Origin of the sequence: Roseibium sp. TrichSKD4 (genome assembly GCF_000148725.1) — a bacterium.
Lineage (GTDB): Bacteria > Pseudomonadota > Alphaproteobacteria > Rhizobiales > Stappiaceae > Roseibium.
In genome coordinates this window covers 122,904-139,644 of sequence record NZ_GL476301.1, presented here as the reverse complement: position 1 = coordinate 139,644, position 16,741 = coordinate 122,904, and the positions used below count along the sequence as shown (strand labels likewise).

15 protein-coding genes are annotated in these 16,741 nt (G+C 54.4%); 10 read left to right on the top strand and 5 right to left on the bottom strand.

Annotated elements, in window-relative coordinates; genetic code table 11:
• The first annotated feature begins 72 nt into the window (after positions 1-72).
• Both istA and istB read left to right on the top strand, forming a co-directional pair.
• Positions 73-1,596, top strand: a complete 1,524-nt coding sequence (gene istA / locus TRICHSKD4_RS02315; protein ID WP_256377384.1) for an IS21 family transposase — start codon at positions 73-75, stop codon at positions 1,594-1,596.
• Positions 1,586-2,377: an IS21-like element helper ATPase IstB gene (gene istB / locus TRICHSKD4_RS02310; RefSeq protein WP_009465782.1), complete on the top strand. Its 792-nt coding sequence runs from the start codon at positions 1,586-1,588 to the stop codon at positions 2,375-2,377. Before istA ends, istB begins: the two co-directional genes overlap by 11 nt.
• Before the next feature lie 184 nt (positions 2,378-2,561).
• Here the strand turns inward: istB and TRICHSKD4_RS02305 are convergent, their stop codons facing one another.
• The 4 genes from TRICHSKD4_RS02305 to TRICHSKD4_RS02285 all read right to left on the bottom strand — a co-directional run bounded on the left by TRICHSKD4_RS02305 (position 2,562) and on the right by TRICHSKD4_RS02285 (position 4,767).
• On the bottom strand, positions 2,562-2,900 hold the full coding sequence (locus TRICHSKD4_RS02305; RefSeq protein ID WP_139051927.1) for a hypothetical protein: 339 nt from the start codon (positions 2,898-2,900) through the stop codon (positions 2,562-2,564).
• Between the two features lie 27 nt (positions 2,901-2,927).
• Positions 2,928-3,679 (bottom strand): IS5 family transposase gene (locus TRICHSKD4_RS28825; RefSeq protein ID WP_085979596.1). Its coding sequence is split into 2 segments (ribosomal slippage): positions 2,928-3,343 and positions 3,343-3,679, totalling 753 coding nucleotides; the frame shifts between segments, so codons are not numbered across the junction.
• An 84-nt stretch (positions 3,680-3,763) separates the two neighbouring features.
• Positions 3,764-4,054: a hypothetical protein gene (locus TRICHSKD4_RS02290; RefSeq protein WP_040615985.1), complete on the bottom strand. Its 291-nt coding sequence runs from the start codon at positions 4,052-4,054 to the stop codon at positions 3,764-3,766.
• A gap of 173 nt (positions 4,055-4,227) precedes the next feature.
• Positions 4,228-4,767 (bottom strand): reverse transcriptase domain-containing protein, encoded by a 540-nt coding sequence (locus TRICHSKD4_RS02285; protein ID WP_247642767.1) that lies wholly within the window; start codon positions 4,765-4,767, stop codon positions 4,228-4,230.
• 647 nt (positions 4,768-5,414) lie between these two features.
• Between TRICHSKD4_RS02285 and TRICHSKD4_RS02280 the strand changes: the two genes are divergently transcribed.
• The 5 genes from TRICHSKD4_RS02280 (at position 5,415) to TRICHSKD4_RS02260 (ending at position 11,201) form a co-directional block, all read left to right on the top strand.
• The gene (locus TRICHSKD4_RS02280) at positions 5,415-7,001 is read left to right on the top strand and encodes an ABC transporter substrate-binding protein (protein WP_009465776.1); all 1,587 of its coding nucleotides are present in this window, start codon (positions 5,415-5,417) and stop codon (positions 6,999-7,001) included.
• Between the two features lie 235 nt (positions 7,002-7,236).
• A complete protein-coding gene (locus tag TRICHSKD4_RS02275) occupies positions 7,237-8,208 on the top strand; it encodes an ABC transporter permease (protein ID WP_009465774.1) in 972 nt (323 codons plus the stop codon).
• Between the two features lie 14 nt (positions 8,209-8,222).
• Positions 8,223-9,197: an ABC transporter permease gene (locus tag TRICHSKD4_RS02270; RefSeq protein ID WP_009465773.1), complete on the top strand. Its 975-nt coding sequence runs from the start codon at positions 8,223-8,225 to the stop codon at positions 9,195-9,197.
• Positions 9,198-9,201: 4 nt separating this feature from the next.
• Entirely contained in the window at positions 9,202-10,212 is a 1,011-nt protein-coding gene (locus TRICHSKD4_RS02265; RefSeq protein ID WP_009465772.1) for an ABC transporter ATP-binding protein, read from the top strand.
• Positions 10,209-11,201 (top strand): ABC transporter ATP-binding protein, encoded by a 993-nt coding sequence (locus tag TRICHSKD4_RS02260; RefSeq protein ID WP_009465771.1) that lies wholly within the window; start codon positions 10,209-10,211, stop codon positions 11,199-11,201. The genes TRICHSKD4_RS02265 and TRICHSKD4_RS02260 overlap by 4 nt, the downstream gene beginning before the upstream one ends.
• A 109-nt stretch (positions 11,202-11,310) precedes the next feature.
• On the opposite strand, the gene TRICHSKD4_RS30535 is transcribed toward TRICHSKD4_RS02260, so the two are convergent.
• Positions 11,311-11,475: a hypothetical protein gene (locus TRICHSKD4_RS30535; RefSeq protein ID WP_009465769.1), complete on the bottom strand. Its 165-nt coding sequence runs from the start codon at positions 11,473-11,475 to the stop codon at positions 11,311-11,313.
• Between the two features lie 148 nt (positions 11,476-11,623).
• Between TRICHSKD4_RS30535 and TRICHSKD4_RS30530 the strand changes: the two genes are divergently transcribed.
• The 3 genes from TRICHSKD4_RS30530 to TRICHSKD4_RS02240 are packed head-to-tail and all read left to right on the top strand — an operon-like array spanning position 11,624 to position 16,505.
• Entirely contained in the window at positions 11,624-13,264 is a 1,641-nt protein-coding gene (locus tag TRICHSKD4_RS30530; protein ID WP_009465768.1) for a hypothetical protein, read from the top strand.
• A 22-nt stretch (positions 13,265-13,286) separates the two neighbouring features.
• On the top strand, positions 13,287-14,366 hold the full coding sequence (locus TRICHSKD4_RS02245) for a phosphatase PAP2 family protein (RefSeq protein ID WP_009465767.1): 1,080 nt from the start codon (positions 13,287-13,289) through the stop codon (positions 14,364-14,366).
• Positions 14,367-14,375: 9 nt separating this feature from the next.
• On the top strand, positions 14,376-16,505 hold the full coding sequence (locus TRICHSKD4_RS02240) for a hypothetical protein (protein ID WP_009465766.1): 2,130 nt from the start codon (positions 14,376-14,378) through the stop codon (positions 16,503-16,505).
• Positions 16,506-16,741: the final 236 nt, after the last annotated feature.

The following is a 16,741-nucleotide window of genomic DNA, read 5'->3' as shown; positions in this document are numbered from 1 at the left end:
CTGAGAACTGACCCATGTGAACACACTACCCCGACGTTTTTGGCTCGGGGGATATGGAGTGATCGACATGGGATTTTGAGTGTCATTCGACGCTGGGCATTGCGTGACAAAATGCCAATCAGAGAGATTTCCCGTCGCACGGGTTTATCTCGCAACACGGTGAAGAAGTATCTGCGCGAGGGCATTGTTGAGCCGAAGTTCAAAACCCCGCCGCGACCAACCAAACTTGATCCGTATGCGGACCGTTTGTCTTCTTGGTTTGTGGCCCAGACGCGCAAGTCGCGCAAAGAGCGTCGAACCGTCAAACAGATGCACGTGGATCTGGTGCAGTTAGGGTATGATGGCTCCTATGAACGTGTGGCGGCCTTTGTCCGTGCGTGGCGTGCGGACCGGCAGCGGGCGGAACAGACGACAGGGCGCGGCACATTTGTGCCTCTGATCTTCCAGCCCGGCGAAGCTTTCCAGTTTGATTGGAGTGAAGACTGGGCCAATATTGGCGGCGAGCGACTGAAGCTTCAGGTCGCGCATATCAAGTTGTCACACAGTCGGGCGTTTTTGGTCCGGGCTTACCTGCTGCAAACGCACGAGATGCTGTTTGACGCCCATTGGCACGCGTTCCGCGTGTTTGGCGGCGTTCCTGGCCGAGGGATCTATGACAATATGAAGACAGCGGTTGATCGCGTCGGCAAAGGCAAGCAGCGGGACATCAACGTCCGTTTCAAGGCGATGGCTAGCCACTACGTCTTTGAGCCTGAGTTCTGCAATCCGGCTTCAGGTTGGGAGAAAGGCCAGGTCGAGAAGAACGTCCAGGACGCGCGCAATCGGCTTTGGCAGGTCATGCCCGTCCTTGCAGATCTGGCTGAACTGAACCAATGGCTTGAAGATCGGTGCATCGCCCTTTGGGCGGAGACGCCGCACAAAGCCTTGCCGGGGTCTCTCGCCGATGTGTGGAAAGCTGAGAAGCCAATGCTGATGGCTCTGCCGCCGGCCTTCGATGGATTTATCGAACATAGCAAGCGAGTGTCTCCCACATGCCTGATCACATTCGAACGCAACAGGTATAGCGTGCCCGCCAGCTTTGCGAACCGCCGTGTCAGCCTGCATGTCTACCCTGACCGACTGGTCGTTGTGGCCGAAGGGCAAACAGTTTGTGAACATGCACGGCTCATTGATCGGTCCTGCCGCAAATCAGGCAAGGTTGTTTATGACTGGCGGCACTATCTTGCTGTCATTCAGCGCAAACCTGGCGCCCTTCGCAATGGCGCGCCCTTCACCGAGATGCCGGAAGCCTTCCAACGGCTGCAGGAACGCATGTTACGCAAGGAGGGGGGTGACAGGGAAATGGTCGACATCCTCTCATTGGTTCTGCAGCATAACGAAGAGGACGTGTTACGCGCCGTGGACAAGGCGCTGGAAGCGGGTGTGCCAACCAAGACGCATATCCTGAACCTTCTACACCGGTTGATCGACCGTAAGCCGACGGAACATCCAGAAGTCGACCCACCGGACGCCTTGGCATTGCAAACCACGCCCGAGGCAAATCTAAATCGTTACGATGGCCTGAGACAGGCTGGGGAGAAGCGCCATGCGTCATGACCCAGCCGGAGCCTCTATCGTCATCATGCTGCGCAGCCTCAAGCTCTATGGCATGGCAAATGCCGTCGAAGACCTGGTCGCCCAAGGTGCCCCAGCCTTTGAAGCCGCGACCCCGATGTTATCACAGCTGCTCAAGGCTGAAATGGCGGAACGAGAGGTTCGATCCATCGCTTACCACACAAAGGTCGCCCGCTTCCCTGCATACAAAGACCTCACCGGCTTTGATTTTGCGTCCAGTGAAATTAACGAAGCGAAAGTCCGGCAGTTACACCGGTGTGAGTTCATCGAAAACACCGAGAATGTCGTTCTGATCGGTGGGCCCGGCACGGGCAAAAGCCACACCGCCACAGCAATCGGCGTTCAGGCGATCGAACACCACAGGCGCAAGGTTCGGTTCTTCTCAACAGTGGAGCTGGTCAATGCACTGGAGCAAGAAAAAGCGATTGGCAAGGCTGGGAAAATCGCTGATATGCTGACCAAAGTCGACTTGGTCATCCTGGATGAGCTCGGTTACCTGCCGTTCAGTTCATCAGGTGGGGCACTGCTCTTTCACCTGCTCAGCAAGCTCTACGAGCGCACAAGCGTCATCATCACAACCAACCGTAGCTTCTCAGAATGGGCGCAGGTCTTCACAGATGCAAAGATGACCACCGCTCTCTTAGACCGCCTCACGCACCGCTGCCACATCTTGGAAACAGGCAACGACAGCTACCGCTTCAAAGCCAGTTCCAAGGATACAAAGAAAACTAGAAAGGAGACCCCAACATTGACCGCGTCATAGACCACGACGCATAACTAAAGGTGGGTCAATTCTCGGTGAAAATACCGGGTCAGTTCTCAGTGAAAATCAACACCAATTCCCGCTAAATTCCACTTTTTTCCAGTATTCTAAATCTGATAGTCAAATAACACCCGGGGTCGCGTTCTGGGTTTTAACAGCGTGCGCTTGGATACGATAGATTGCTCTACTTGGTTTTACGTTTGGCGACGTCGGCTTTGAAAAGCAGTTCGGTGATGGGAATTCCCAAAATGGGCATGAGCTTATCATGAGGCAGCCCACTTGTTTTTCTCTGAACCCATTGCTCGTAGTCTCGCACCTTTCCAGCAACATCTGCATCCACAAGCTTGAATGCCTGTGCATCGGTGCAGAATGCGAAAGATTTTTGCCAACCGAATATCTTTTTCCCCAAGGTGTGTAGTGTGGCACTACGCGAGTGCTTCGGATTGAAGGGCTTTCCTTGTTGTATCAGTTCGTTGATGCCCTTTTTTGAGTCGGATATCGTCTCGCTGACATCGGAGCTCAATTTCTTCCTAGGGTTCAGACACATTCATTACCAGAATGCAACGAGTGTTGCGATGGCTACAGCGGACAGGAAGTTTCTGGCGAGTTTGTCGTAGCGGGTTGCGACCCGGCGGAAATCCTTCAGGCGGCAGAAGGCGTTTTCGATGAGATGGCGGTTCTTGTAGCGTTCGGTATCATAGCGGATGGCGCGTTTACGGTTTGAGCGGCCAGGAATGACCGGGACGATTGCGCGCTGGCGCAGATGTCTGCGCAAGCTGTTGGCATCGTATCCCTTGTCAGCGAGCAGGTACCTTGCTCCCTTCAAGCCTGCCAGCAGATGAGGCGCAACCGGAGTGTCTGCGGCATTGCCGCCAGTCAGCAGGAACGCAAAAGGACGGCCGATCACGTCGGTAAGAGCATGGATTTTTGTGGTTTGCCCACCCCGCGACGGCCCGACCGCCTGATTTTTCGCCCCCCTTTACCGCCGTGGGCCGAGCGATGCGCCTTGACGTAGGTACTGTCGATGGAGGTGCTTTTGGTCACCGCGCCCGACGTTGCCAGCGTCTCGACCAGATCGGTCCAGAACCGTTTGCGAGACCAGCGGTTGAAGCGGTTGTAGATCGTCGTCGAAGGCCCATAGGCTGACGGGCAATCGCACCAGCGGCATCCCACTTTGAGAACATGGATGATGCCTGAAATCACCCTGCGGTCATCGACCCTGCGAGCGCCCCCTATGTTCCTCGGCAGAAGTGGCTCGATCGTTGCCCATTGCTCATCCGACAGCCAAAACAGATGTCCCATACAAGCCTCCAAATCACATATTTTGGAACCTTGAATCTGATTTGCTACATCAAATCAATGATTTCAATGGGAATTGCCCCCAAGTCATTGTTTCGGAGGTATATTATCTACATATCGCTTATTGTTTTGAATATTTTGGACGCGCGCTTCCGAATTTGTCCGCTCTTTGTGATCAATCAAGTACATATTCTGCGCTTCTTTATTATCCACGATCTCTTTTACTTCCTGTTTAGATATGACTTCTGGGCGGCTTAACCCTAGTTCTCGAGTCAAATCTTGCAACAGATTTCCAAAAATCTCAGCTGTATTAGGCACACTTGATTTTTTGCGTTCGCTCTCGAAAACGTCGTGTGCACTATTGGGCCCAATAAGCATACTTCGCCCCTCCTACAAATCATTCCAACCAATCAAACGATTTGCCTTATATTTAACAGTATGTGAATCAGTGTTATCTACTTAGCAACTCTCAGTGCACTCGGCCCTTGGGAAACCCATTGCAGTTATTGGTTTGGCCCATTAAATAGAATTACTAACTGAAAACAACGACTTCAATGGGTTTTGACCCTAGACGCTGAGCTTGGTACGCATCGGTTCGTCTGGACTGTGCAGCCCAAGAAATTGAACCCTGTCTTACATTCACCACGTGCGGCTTTGTCTGAGCCGGCCACAGCGGGATAGAGCGAGAAACCAAACGAGCTGAGGTGCTTTTCGCTGAACACTATTGCTTGGTCCAATAACCGTTCTGAACCAGACACAATGAGTAAATCATCAATATATCGGACCGCCGTCACGCCCATGTCGTTTAGTTGATGGTCAAAGTCGAACAAGAGGACGTTTCCAGCGAAGGCCGACAGCGAGGAACCTTGGGCAACGCCGGTTCCATTGGAAGGGAATAGCTTGGCGTAAGATAGCAGCTCGTCTTTGTTCGCGAGATTGACCTCAAGTCCCTTCTCAAAGAGAGCGGCCAATTTTTCATCATGCGTTTCGGATTGCACTTTTGCGACGATGCCAGCGGTGGGAATTTTTGTAAAAAAAGCTTTGATGTCGGACTGATAATAATAGTCCCCACCTTTGGCCATTGCGTCCATGACCAACTTGATGGCTGGACGCACTCCACCAAACGGGCGCATTAACCCACCTACTGTCCGTCATCAGGGACTTTTGGACAGATATGAGCTTTGTTTAAGGGATTTTCCGGCTCATCTGTTTGTCGATATTAGGCTGCCTGTTTGCGGTGTTGCAAGCGCCGTTGTGCGATGGTGCTTTGTTTGACCCTTTCTCGTTGGCGCAGGATTTTTTCGCCGCGTCCGAAGTAGACGTTCCCAGATTTACGCCCCTCGCCCACTCCCACAGCTCGACGGCAGCATCGCCTCCATTTTCAGAAGAATCACCACACCGCAAAATTGCTAAGTGGTTGCATTGAGGTATGGGCAATGATGCCAATAGGGGGGCTTTGCGTCCCTTGCGTCAGGTCGTGCAGACCGGAACCAACTGAAAAAAAATTCGCATAAACTGCCTATTTGCAAACATATTATCTCAACCTCCCCTGTCGAACGACATGTCTCTTGACTCCGATGAAGCTGAACGCTCTGTTACGGCCAGGATACGGCATGGCAGATTGCAACCTTTAATCGGTTACGCATCTTGCCAGCGACTATGTCCTTAAAAAGATTGCCGGGGATCAGCATAAGATCACGCCGATAAACGGTCCCGGCTACAATCGAAGGGGAAATCGATGAACAAAACTTTTTTGAAATTGACTGCTGCAGGTCTGGCCCTTTGCGCCGGGCTTGGTGCAGCAAACGCTGAAACACTGCGTTGGGCGCGCGCCGGTGATTCCCTCACCCTGGATCCGCATGCCCAAAACGAAGGCCCAACCCATACACTCGCGCACCAAATGTACGAGCCGCTTCTGCAGCGCGACATGGAAGCCAAGATCATTCCGGCGCTCGCAACCAGCTGGGCACCGACCGACAACCCGAACGTTTGGGAATTCAAACTGCGCGAAGGCGTGAAATTCCACGACGGTCAGGACTTCACCGCGGATGACGTCGTTTTCTCCTTCAAGCGCGCGATGATGCCGACCTCCGCCATGAAGGAGCTGCTGAACTCCATCAAGGATGTTCGCAAGGTTGACGATTTCACCGTTCACTTCGAGACCGACGGCCCGAACCCTCTGCTGCCGAACAACATGACGAACCTGTTCATCATGGATTCCGGTTGGGCGACAGAAAACGGCTGTGAAGCCCCGCAAGACATTGCCAATGGTGGCGACAACCCGTGTGTGCGGGCGGTCAACGGTACCGGCGCTTACACCCTTGAAAGCCGCAAGCAGGATTCCGAAACCATCCTGAAGCAAAACCCAAACTATTGGGGCAAGGGTCAGTTCCCGCTGGAAGTTACCGAAATCATCTACACACCGATTCAGGAAAGCGCGACCCGCGTGTCCGCCCTGCTGTCCGGCGAAGTTGATCTCATTCAGGATGTTCCGGTTCAAGATCTTGTACACGTTTCCGAGACCGATGGCCTGCGCCTGAACACCGCTGCGCAGAACCGGACGATCTTCTTCGGTATGAACCAGGGCGCTGATGACCTGACAAGCGACAGTGTCGAGGGCAAAAACCCACTCGCAGACAACCGCGTCCGTCAGGCCATGAACATCGCCATCAACCGCGATGCGATCAAAAAAGTCGTCATGCGCGACCAGTCTGCTCCAACCGGCGTCATCATGCCTCCGTTCGTCAACGGCTGGACTGAAGAGCTGGACGCCTACCCGGCCTATGATGTGGGCGCTGCCAAGGCATTGATGGAAGAAGCCGGTTATGGCGATGGCTTCAGCCTCACCTTGAACTGCCCGAACGACCGCTACATCAACGATGAAGGCATCTGTCAGGCTGCTGTCGGCATGCTCGGTCAGATCGGTATCACGGTAAACCTGGACGCCAAGCCGAAGGCCCAGCACTTCCCGCTGATCCAGAACAAGGAAACGGATTTCTATATGCTCGGCTGGGGCGTACCGACATTCGATTCCGAGTACATCTTCAACTTCCTGGCGCACACCACGACCGACAAGCTCGGTTCCTGGAACGCAACCGGTTTCTCCAACGCGGACATCGATGCGAAGATCGAAAGCCTTGCATCCGAAACCGATCAGGAAGCACGGAACGCCACGATCGCCGAGATCTGGAACACGGTGAAGTCTGAAAACGTCTATCTGCCGATCCACAACCAGGTCTTGAACTGGGGCATGACAGACAAGATTGATTTCCCGGTCCAGCCGGAAGATCAACCACACTTCAAGTTCATGTCTGTCAACAAATAAGACCTGAACGGTAAATGTTCGCGCCGGTTAAAAGTTATCAACCGGCGCGAACACGTTGTTTTGCGCTTGATAATATTACCGAAACGGCGGTGGCGCTTGACGAACAACCCGTTTTTTGCGGACTAAACCTACAAATGTCTTGGACTTTGTTCGACCGGTAAGTATAAGCCGGTGGTTTATCGGAAGACCCTAGCAGACTGTCGCACAAGCCACAGTCTTTCGATTGGCGTAAAAAATGCTTGCTTTCATTATCCGCCGCCTTGGCCAGGCACTCTTGGTGCTTATGGCCGTTGGCTTTGTCTCATTCGCCATGTTCAAGTTCATGGGCGACCCCGTGGAAAACATGCTCGGTCAGGAGGCAACAGCTGCCGACCGCGCTGAACTGGAAGAACGACTGGGCCTTAACGACCCGATTGTCGTTCAATATGTCCGGTTTTTCGGGCGCGCCCTGTCCGGTGATTTCGGCGTTTCCTATCGAGTTGGCCTGCCCGTCGGCGAGGTCATCATGGACCGACTACCCGCAACACTGGAACTCGCCTTCCTGTCCGGTGTGATTGCGATGACCCTAGGCTTCTTCTTAGGGGTTTACACGGCCATCCGACGAGATGGCTATGTCGCAAATTTCATCATGACAGCTTCCCTCATCGGCGTTTCCCTGCCCACCTTCCTGATCGGTGTCTTCCTGATCTGGCTGTTCGCGGTAAACCTTGGCTGGCTGCCTTCGTTCGGGCGCGGCGACACCGGCAGCCTCTTCGGGGTCGATCTTGCGATTTTGACCTGGAGTGGCTTCAAGTCGATGATCCTTCCGGCGATCACGTTGGGCCTTTATCAGATGACGCTTATCATGCGTCTCGTACGCTCCGAAATGCTTGAAGTCCTGCGCGCGGACTACATCCGCTTTGCCCGGGCTCGCGGCCTTAGCCAGAAGACGATCAATTTTGGCCATGCCATGAAGAACACGCTCGTTCCGGTGATCACCGTGACGGGTCTTCAGTTCGGCTCAATCGTCGCCTTTGCAATCATCACAGAAAGCGTCTTCCAGTGGCCCGGTGTCGGCTTGCTGTTCATCAACGCGGTGAACTTCGTCGATATTCCGGTCATGTCGGCCTATCTGCTGCTGGTTGCCGTCATCTTCGTCACCATCAACCTCATCGTCGATCTGCTCTACTTCACGATCGACCCGCGGCTCAGTGTCAGCAACAACTGAGGTCAAGAGGCATCATGGACACTCAAACCACCAAAGGCGCATCGGCGCGGCCTGAATTCACCGAAGCCGTTGCGACCACCTTCTGGCAACGCTGGATGCAATCCGACATCTGGCATTCCTATAAACGCTCACCGGTGATCATCGTTTCCTCGCTGACCTTCATTCTGTTGGTTCTCGGGGCTGTATTATCGCCGCTGATCTCGCCCTATACGCCGTTCGATCCGGCGAGCCTCAATCTCATGAACGGCTTTTCCAAGCCGTTTGCTGCGAACGAGTTTACGGGCGACTACTTCCTGCTTGGAACAGATGATCAGGGCCGCGATGTTCTGTCGACAATCCTGTTCGGCCTTCGGGTTTCCCTGTTCGTAGGCGTTGTCGCTGTCCTCTTCGCCATGACGCTTGGCGTCATTCTCGGCTTGCTGGCCGGGTATGTCGGCGGCTGGCTCGACGGTGTGATCATGCGGATCGCCGATATTCAAATGACCTTCCCGTCCATCATGGTTGCCATGCTGCTTTACGGCATCGGCAAGGGCCTCATTCCACCGGATTTGCGGGACGAAATGGCCATTTGGGTGCTCATCCTGTCCATCGGCTTGTCCGAGTGGGTTCAGTTCGCACGGACCGTCCGTGGCGCCACCATGGTTGAGCGGCAAAAAGAATATGTTCAGGCCGGGCATCTGATCGGCCTCACCCGCTGGAGCATCATGCTCCGCCATATCCTGCCGAATGTAACCAGCCCAATCCTTGTCATTGCGACCATCAGTCTGGCGCTGGCGATCATCGCCGAAGCCACCTTGAGCTTTCTGGGCGTGGGTGCGCCGAAAACGGAACCGTCTCTTGGAACGCTGATCAATGTGGGCCGCCAGTACATTTTGTCGGGCGAATGGTGGATCCTGCTGTTCCCGTCTCTCACCCTTCTCGCGCTCGCGCTGTCCGTGAACCTCTTTGGTGATTGGCTCCGCGATATCCTGAACCCGAAACTGCGATAGACCAGTGACAGATACTCCTCTTTTAAAAGTCTCCGATCTTATCGTCGAGTTTCCGACCCGGAACGGGATCTTGCGTCCGGTGGATCGCGTCAGCTTTGAAGTCCGCGCCGGGGAAATTCTCGGACTGGTCGGCGAAAGTGGCGCCGGCAAGTCAATGTGCGGATCTGCAATCATCGGCCTGATTGACAGACCCGGCCGCATCAGTGGCGGTGAAATCCGCCTAGACGGCGAGCGGATCGACAATTTGCCGGAAGAGCGCCTCCGCCGGATCCGTGGCAAGAAGATTGCCATGGTCTTTCAGGACCCGCTCACCAGCCTCAATCCGCTGATGACGGTTGGCCAACAGCTCATCCAGACGATCCGGACGCACCTTCCGCTGTCTCAGGCCGAAGCGCGAGCACGTGCCATCGCGCTTCTGGAAGAGGTCGGCATTCCAGCTGCATCCACGCGCATTGATGCATATCCGCACCAATTCTCAGGTGGCATGCGCCAGCGCGTGGTGATCTCATTGGCGCTTGCAGCCGAACCGGAACTGATCATCGCGGATGAGCCAACAACCGCGCTTGATGTCTCGGTTCAGGCCCAAATCATGGCACTGTTGAAACGCCTGTGCCGCGAACGGGGAACAGCCGTCATCCTCATCACGCATGATATGGGCGTGATCGCAGAATCCACAGATCGCGTTGCCGTGCTTTATGCGGGCCGGATCGCCGAAATCGGGCCGACCCGAGACGTTTTGAGTGCGCCGTCCCATCCGTACACAGTCGGCTTGATGGCCTCCACGCCATCGGCAACGGGCACCATGCACACGCTCAGCCAAATCCCCGGAGCCATGCCAAACTTGCGGGCGATCCCGAAGGGCTGCGCCTTCAACCCACGCTGCGAAAAGGGGTTCGCACCCTGCTTCAAAGACATCCCGGTCCTTGAGCCGGTCAATGAAAGTGAAGTCGCGTGCTGGCTCTACGACCCAGCCTACGAAGCCAAAGCAAAAGAAGCCTCTGGAGCCTCAGAATGACCGGCGAAACACCCTTGATCAGCGCCCGCAAACTCGGCGCCGTTTTTGATGTGTCCAAGCCGTGGCTCAACCGGCTTTTGGCCGCTGAGGAAAAGAAATTTCTGACCGCTGTGGACACAGTCGACTTCGAGATCCCCAAGGGCAAGACCTTTGCCCTTGTTGGCGAAAGTGGATCGGGCAAATCCACAATAGGCCGGATGATTGTCGGCCTTCAAAAGCCTACCACAGGCGAGGTGTTGATCGATGGAGAAGACCTTTTCTCCATCAAGGACCAAAAGCACCTGCTTTCGGTCCGTCGACGCATCCAGATGATCTTTCAAAGCCCATATGCCTCGTTAAACCCACGCTGGAGGGTCAAGCATATCATCGGCGAGCCAATTCGCGCATTTGAACTCATGCCAGCGAGCGAAATCGGCAAACGTGTGGAGGAACTTCTGGATCAGGTTGGATTGGCGAAATCGGACGGGGAAAAGTTTCCGCACGAATTCTCCGGCGGACAGCGGCAACGTATTGCCATTGCCCGGGCCCTGGCTTCCAATCCGGAGTTTATTGTTTGCGATGAACCGACTTCTGCTCTTGATGTTTCGGTCCAAAGTCAGGTTCTCAATCTGATGAAGACCCTGCAGCGCGAACTCGGCCTCACCTACCTGTTCATCAGCCACGATTTGTCTGTGATCCGGTATATGGCCGACCAAATCGGGGTTCTTTACCTGGGCCGTTTGGTCGAGGTTGCAGACCGAGACACTCTCTTTGACAATCCGCACCACCCTTACACGCGGATGCTGATGGACGCCGCCCCGCACATTGATGCCTTTGGGCGCACTGCCGAGATTGTTTCCGGTGAGATACCGGATCCAATCAACAAGCCAAGTGGCTGCAGTTTTCACCCAAGATGCGCTTTGGCTGAAGACCGTTGCCAACAGGAGCGTCCGGCAGTTCGGGAGCTCGGAGCAGAAAAGGCGCATGTCGCCTGCCACCTCAGCGTTTGACGACGCCAAACATCGACACATCCAACAAGAGTTAAGACTGCCTTTGTTCAAAGGCAGTCTTGACCCCGAAGAGATTACAAATGGCGCATCTTTGAGTGCCTGATCTCTGCTACTCCATCGGCTCCAGATCTGATGGACCAATGCGGTCGATGACAAATACCATGTTTAGAACAGACATTTGCTCGTCTTCAGATAGTCGCCCGCTTTCGACCAGACGAATTATTTTTTGACGCTCAAAACTCCAGTTTCGAAAATACTCGACCAGATCTTTCATCCCCTCTCCCTGGGACATAAAAATACACCTCAAAGCCTTTGTTTTATTTAGCATAACAAGGCACGCCATGAGGCCTCTGTGAAATTACTGTGAGACCCTTTGTTTCCCCTGCGGCAGGGTGCTAATAGTTGCAACGGGGTAACACATCATGTCCACATTTCTGGAAATCGCCTTGTTCGGCACCTGTGCCGTTCGGTTAAAGGCGCGCGACACCATTGAAATACGCGGAGCCAAGCACCGTGCGCTGATTGCCATTCTGGCGACGGCTCCCATGGGGCGGCGAACCCGTACCTTCCTGCAAAACACACTGTGGGGCTATTCCGGATACGACTGTGGACACCAAAATCTGCGCAGGGCTTTGGCAGACCTTCGAAAGCTTTTGGGAAGTGAATTTGATACTCTGTTTCACACCACCAATACCGATGTGGAACTAGACCTTGAGCGTTTGCGATTTATCGGTGATGCCCGAAATGGCGCATTTCTGGAGGATCTGAATGTTGCCGAGAAGGACTTTCGCAAGTGGGTGGCCTCCGTTCGCGAAAATCCAGCGCAAGTTGAAGCCCTTTGCGGTCATCTTCCGCCAGCAACACTGCGCAGCCCCCGCCCGTCCGTCACCATGTTGCCACTTGGTCACCTCGGGAATGACCCAAGCCTGAAAGCCTTGGGAGACTGGATTGGGGAACAGGCTTGCCGGGTTCTTTCTCGCTCCCGGTTCTTGAGCGTCATCTCCCACTTGTCCGGACGCGCGATGGCGGAAAAGACCACGCTGGTCACAGAGGTGCAGAAAACACTTGGGGTTGATTACCTCACCACTGGTTTTTTGCGCCGTTCGGCCAACGGCATCATCTGCGACATTGATTTTCTGGACGCCAAATCCGGCCAAATTCTCTGGAACCGGAATTTCCAGATCGCGAACATGCGCCAACTGGATGACGCCGAATTGCAGATTGAGCATATTGCGCGCACGGTTGCCAAATCCATCTCCGACACAGCGATTACCAGCAGCCGCCTGCAGCCGCTCAATGATGTGTCCGACCAAAACCTTTTGATCTCCGGCGTTGGACTGATGCACCGGGCGACAATGCGGGACTTTCTGAAATCCCGTGACTTCCTGAGTGAAGCGACCAACCGCCAGCCCAACCTCGCCGAAACCCACGCGTGGCTGGCGAAATGGTATGTCCTGAATGTCATGAAGGGATATTCAATGGACCAGAAGCGGGACACGCAACTGGCTGTTGACTGTACTGCCAAAGCGCTCGACCTAAATCCGGAATCCAGTCTCAGCCTGACCATTGACGGCTTCACACACAACAACCTGGTGCATGATTTTTCAACGGCCGACAAACGTTTTGAAACAGCACTGGATGTCAACCCGAATGAGAGCCTTGCCTGGCTGTTGCGCGGTTCGCTGAAAGCCTTTCTGAATGACGGGGAATCGGCTGTTTCCTCCAATCAACAAGCACGCAACCTCTCGCCGATTGATCCGTTCAGCTACTATTACGACAGCTTGGCAAGCACGGCCTATATCGCTGCTGATGATTTCGAAAATGCTCTGGTCTACGCCAATCGGTCACTGGCGACCAACGACCGACATCTTTCTACACACCGCGCCAAAATCACGGCGCTGCATTTTCTGAACAGGCAAGACGAAGCCAGAACTGCTGCAGAAGATCTGCTCCGAATTTGGCCTTCCTACAGTTTGCAACATTACGAGCGAAGCCACCCGGTTTCGCAAGAAAAGCTTGGTCGCCGTGCGCTAACCGCCATGGCGGCCTCGGGAATTAGCTGAAATAGATTAAAGGAATTTCGAAATGGCTCAGTATGGCGGAATTGGTGGGATCGGCGGCATTGGCGGGATCGGTGGAATTGGCGGTATCGGAGGGATGACCGGCATTGGCGGGTTTCTTGGTGCCCAAGATCCAGGCGGCTATTCGGCTGTCACCACCCATGGCCTGCAAACCACAGCCGAAGGGCTTTTACATTTGACAATGCCGGGCGTGGCAACCGCTGGTACTCCGCTCCCATTCGACGACACAGCGAATAACGACCGGTGGGCAACATGGGTGCGTGGGTCGCTTTATGTCAGCGAATTTCTGAGCCGGGTTTCTTATGAAGCGAAGGATACAAATGGCACCAAGTCCATCGCGTTATCCTTCGAAAATCATGATGCCGTGGAACTGGTACTGCCATCAGACGCTCTGTTGGCCGAACAATGCTCGCATGTTCGAGATTATGCGGATCTGCGCGGTGACCGCGGAGCTGAAATTGTGTCTCAACTCGGCTTCCCGACCGAATATTTCGCAATGATCCTTGGGATGCATGCCGCCCAGCACGGCAAAACCATTGAGCTGATTACAGCAACGCAGGTCATGGCGGCTCACGTGGCGATGATCGCCAAACACGCGCTTGCAGTCCGTCGCCCTGACCAGATTGACGGCCGTATTTTGCCGATGATCCCGACCCCCGGTCATGGCAGTTTCCCTTCAGCTCATGCAACGGAAGCCTATGCCGTTCTCACGGTTTTGGAAGCTCTGGCTACAAGCTGGGACGGGTTTAACGATCTGGAGAACCGCATTGCCATGCTGCGCGGTCTGGCAGAGCGTATTGCAGTCAATCGCACAGTTGCCGGTGTTCACTACCCCATCGACAGCTGGGCCGGGGCAGTTTTGGGAACAGCGATCGGAAAGGTGATTTTGAACATTGCTGGCCATACTGGCGTGCCTGTTGAAGAGTTGCGCTACGAGCCTCAAAATCAGGACTTCTCCGATTTCGACTTCACGCAGAATGGAAGCACAATGGGCGTGCATATCTGCGGTCAATTCCAAACGTCAGCAGCTCCGCATTTCAGCTGGCTGTGGGGAAAAGCGCTTTCTGAGACCCAAAAGGTTTGAGGTGACATCATGTATCTCAAACGAGCTCTGGAAGAGCGGATTGACCGTTACGCCGGTCCGTATGAGCGTTGGGTATTTTCCGAAGAACTCGGTCGCCCGTTTGCCTTCCCCGCCATCGCCCAAGGTCCGTCCGGATATTACACCGCCCTTATGGACGGAGACGGATTGCCGGAGGATAGTGAAAAAATGCGCGTGCGCCTTCCACCCTTATGGAAGCCAGAGCACAAGTCTCTGAAGATCACGCCATTTGCTTTTCACGATCCGCAAATGAACGATCCGCGACGCAGGGTTCAGCAAGACACCACTGTCGCCCGGATGCTGGGCTCGGCCCGCACCAGAGCCAAGCGACGCCCTGCCGCGATCTCTCCCCGGTTCCGTGTCAATTTTCCCGTTGCCCCAGAATCCTGGGTCAACGACTACCAAACGGGGACCGCACCATCACAGTGGACCCCACCTACCCGGAAGCCCAAAGCCATCATCGGCGTGATTGATGATGGCCTTCCCTTTGCTCATCGCTCATTTCTGAATACGGACGGTAAAACACGGATCAGCCACTGCTGGCTCCAGTCCGGCCATGCCACGCAAACTGCGAGCGTGCCTTTTGGTCGTGAATTCGTGAATGCGGAAATTGATCACCTCCGCCAGCAATTCCCATCCGATGAACGCCAGCTTTATCGCCATGCGAAAGCAACCGCACCTGACATGGACGAACTTGGCTCCCACTTGATGCGCCACACCACACATGGTGCGCATGTTTTGGGGCTGGCTGCAGGCAACAGCTCACTCTTCCCTGATCATCCACTGGAAGATGATATCCTGATTATCGGTGTTCAACTGCCCAACACCATCGCGTGGGACACGTCAGGCTTCGGCAAGGAAATGTATATGCTCTCGGCGCTGCATTACATTTTCGAGCGCGCTCGCCGCATTGCAGAGCATTTTCAAAGCCCTGAACTCCCTTTGGTGGTGAACTTTTCCTATGGCTGGAGCGCGGGTCGGCACGACGGAAACTCGGAAATGGCAGTCGCCATTGAGGAACTTTTAAAACTGCGGCGTGAAGACCAACCGGCGACTGAAATCGTCATGCCAATTGGCAACAACTTTCAATCGCGCATGCATGGGCGATTTTCCGAACAGGACTTTGATGGAGACAAACTGACGGTTCAGTGGCATTTGCAACCAGATGATCGCACATCCAGCTATCTGGAAATTTGGCTGCCTAAGACGCTCGATCCAGCAGGCTACAAGGTCACCCTGACAGCGCCTGACAGGCCGGGGGCACCTGCCCCGACAAGCATAGATGTCTCCCCCGACATGGATCTTTCAGGACAGGACGACGGAGATCCGAGGCGATTTGAGGAAATCGAAGTGAATGGTGATGTCATCGGCCAGATGTCAGCGGACAAACATCGCGGAAGCCGTTGGCGCATCATGATCGCGCTCATTCCAACGATTTATCGCCGAGACGTGACGCGAAAAGCACCCTCCGGAACATGGACTGTAGAAGTGTCGCGTTCCGCCAAATCCGAAAAACTGGATGAAGGGGAAGACATCATGATGTGGCTGCAAAGGGACGATGATCCAAGTGATCTGAAAACCCACGGGAGGCAGAGTTACTTGATCACCCCGAAATTGCCACAGGCGGCTCACTCAACTCCGCCCGAGAGCCCCGTAAGGCGTTACCCTGCAAAGGTTCCAAACGTCTCCGGCTTTGGAGCGACCAATGCTGTGGGAACGTCCCCCAGCACAACACGGGTTTCCGGATATGTCCTGCGATCAGGGCGACCATCAGACTATTCGGGTGCCGGTGGTGTTAAGGAGCTTCCAGATGGTTCCTATGTGTCATGGGGGCCACAGCCAGAAGTTTCCGCTGTTACCGATTATAGCCGCATCAAACCCGGCATCTGGTCCATAGGCACAACGTCGGGAACCCGGAGCAAACTGATCGGAACCAGTGCAGCAGCACCCACAGTGGCAAGACTGATGGTCCGAAACGCAGCTGCTAACCGACCACTTTTGGACGGGTTTGGACCGGAACTTGATCTTCCTTCAACGGAAACCGATGACGACACGACATTGGTTCAACATAAAGCTTGCGTGGGAATTCACACCGCACCACCAGTAACCAAGGCCGGATAGCGCCTCAAGCTTGGACATCTCCCTAGACCAACTTGCCCGCGCTTTACCGCGGGCTTTTTTTATCTTCACGGTGTGAACCATCTCCTCACGCGCGAAACAGAAAAGTTTCACAGTCAATTCACTCTCTCATTTTTTAAAGGTTTGTTAATCTTTTCTCAGGTCAGGAGATGAGGGAATTGACCGCCAACATCTCCAAACCTCGCTGGGAGGAACCGGTTTTTTATCCGCCAGTGATC

Coding starts and splice junctions, on each gene's coding strand:
- istB (WP_009465782.1), top strand. CDS start 1,586: ATGCGTCATGACCCAGCCGGAGCCTCTATCGTCATCATGCTGCGCAGC.
- TRICHSKD4_RS02290 (WP_040615985.1), bottom strand. CDS start 4,054: ATGCTTATTGGGCCCAATAGTGCACACGACGTTTTCGAGAGCGAACGC.
- TRICHSKD4_RS02285 (WP_247642767.1), bottom strand. CDS start 4,767: ATGGACGCAATGGCCAAAGGTGGGGACTATTATTATCAGTCCGACATC.
- TRICHSKD4_RS02280 (WP_009465776.1), top strand. CDS start 5,415: ATGAACAAAACTTTTTTGAAATTGACTGCTGCAGGTCTGGCCCTTTGC.
- TRICHSKD4_RS02275 (WP_009465774.1), top strand. CDS start 7,237: ATGCTTGCTTTCATTATCCGCCGCCTTGGCCAGGCACTCTTGGTGCTT.
- TRICHSKD4_RS02270 (WP_009465773.1), top strand. CDS start 8,223: ATGGACACTCAAACCACCAAAGGCGCATCGGCGCGGCCTGAATTCACC.
- TRICHSKD4_RS02260 (WP_009465771.1), top strand. CDS start 10,209: ATGACCGGCGAAACACCCTTGATCAGCGCCCGCAAACTCGGCGCCGTT.
- TRICHSKD4_RS30535 (WP_009465769.1), bottom strand. CDS start 11,475: ATGAAAGATCTGGTCGAGTATTTTCGAAACTGGAGTTTTGAGCGTCAA.
- TRICHSKD4_RS30530 (WP_009465768.1), top strand. CDS start 11,624: ATGTCCACATTTCTGGAAATCGCCTTGTTCGGCACCTGTGCCGTTCGG.
- TRICHSKD4_RS02245 (WP_009465767.1), top strand. CDS start 13,287: ATGGCTCAGTATGGCGGAATTGGTGGGATCGGCGGCATTGGCGGGATC.
- TRICHSKD4_RS02240 (WP_009465766.1), top strand. CDS start 14,376: ATGTATCTCAAACGAGCTCTGGAAGAGCGGATTGACCGTTACGCCGGT.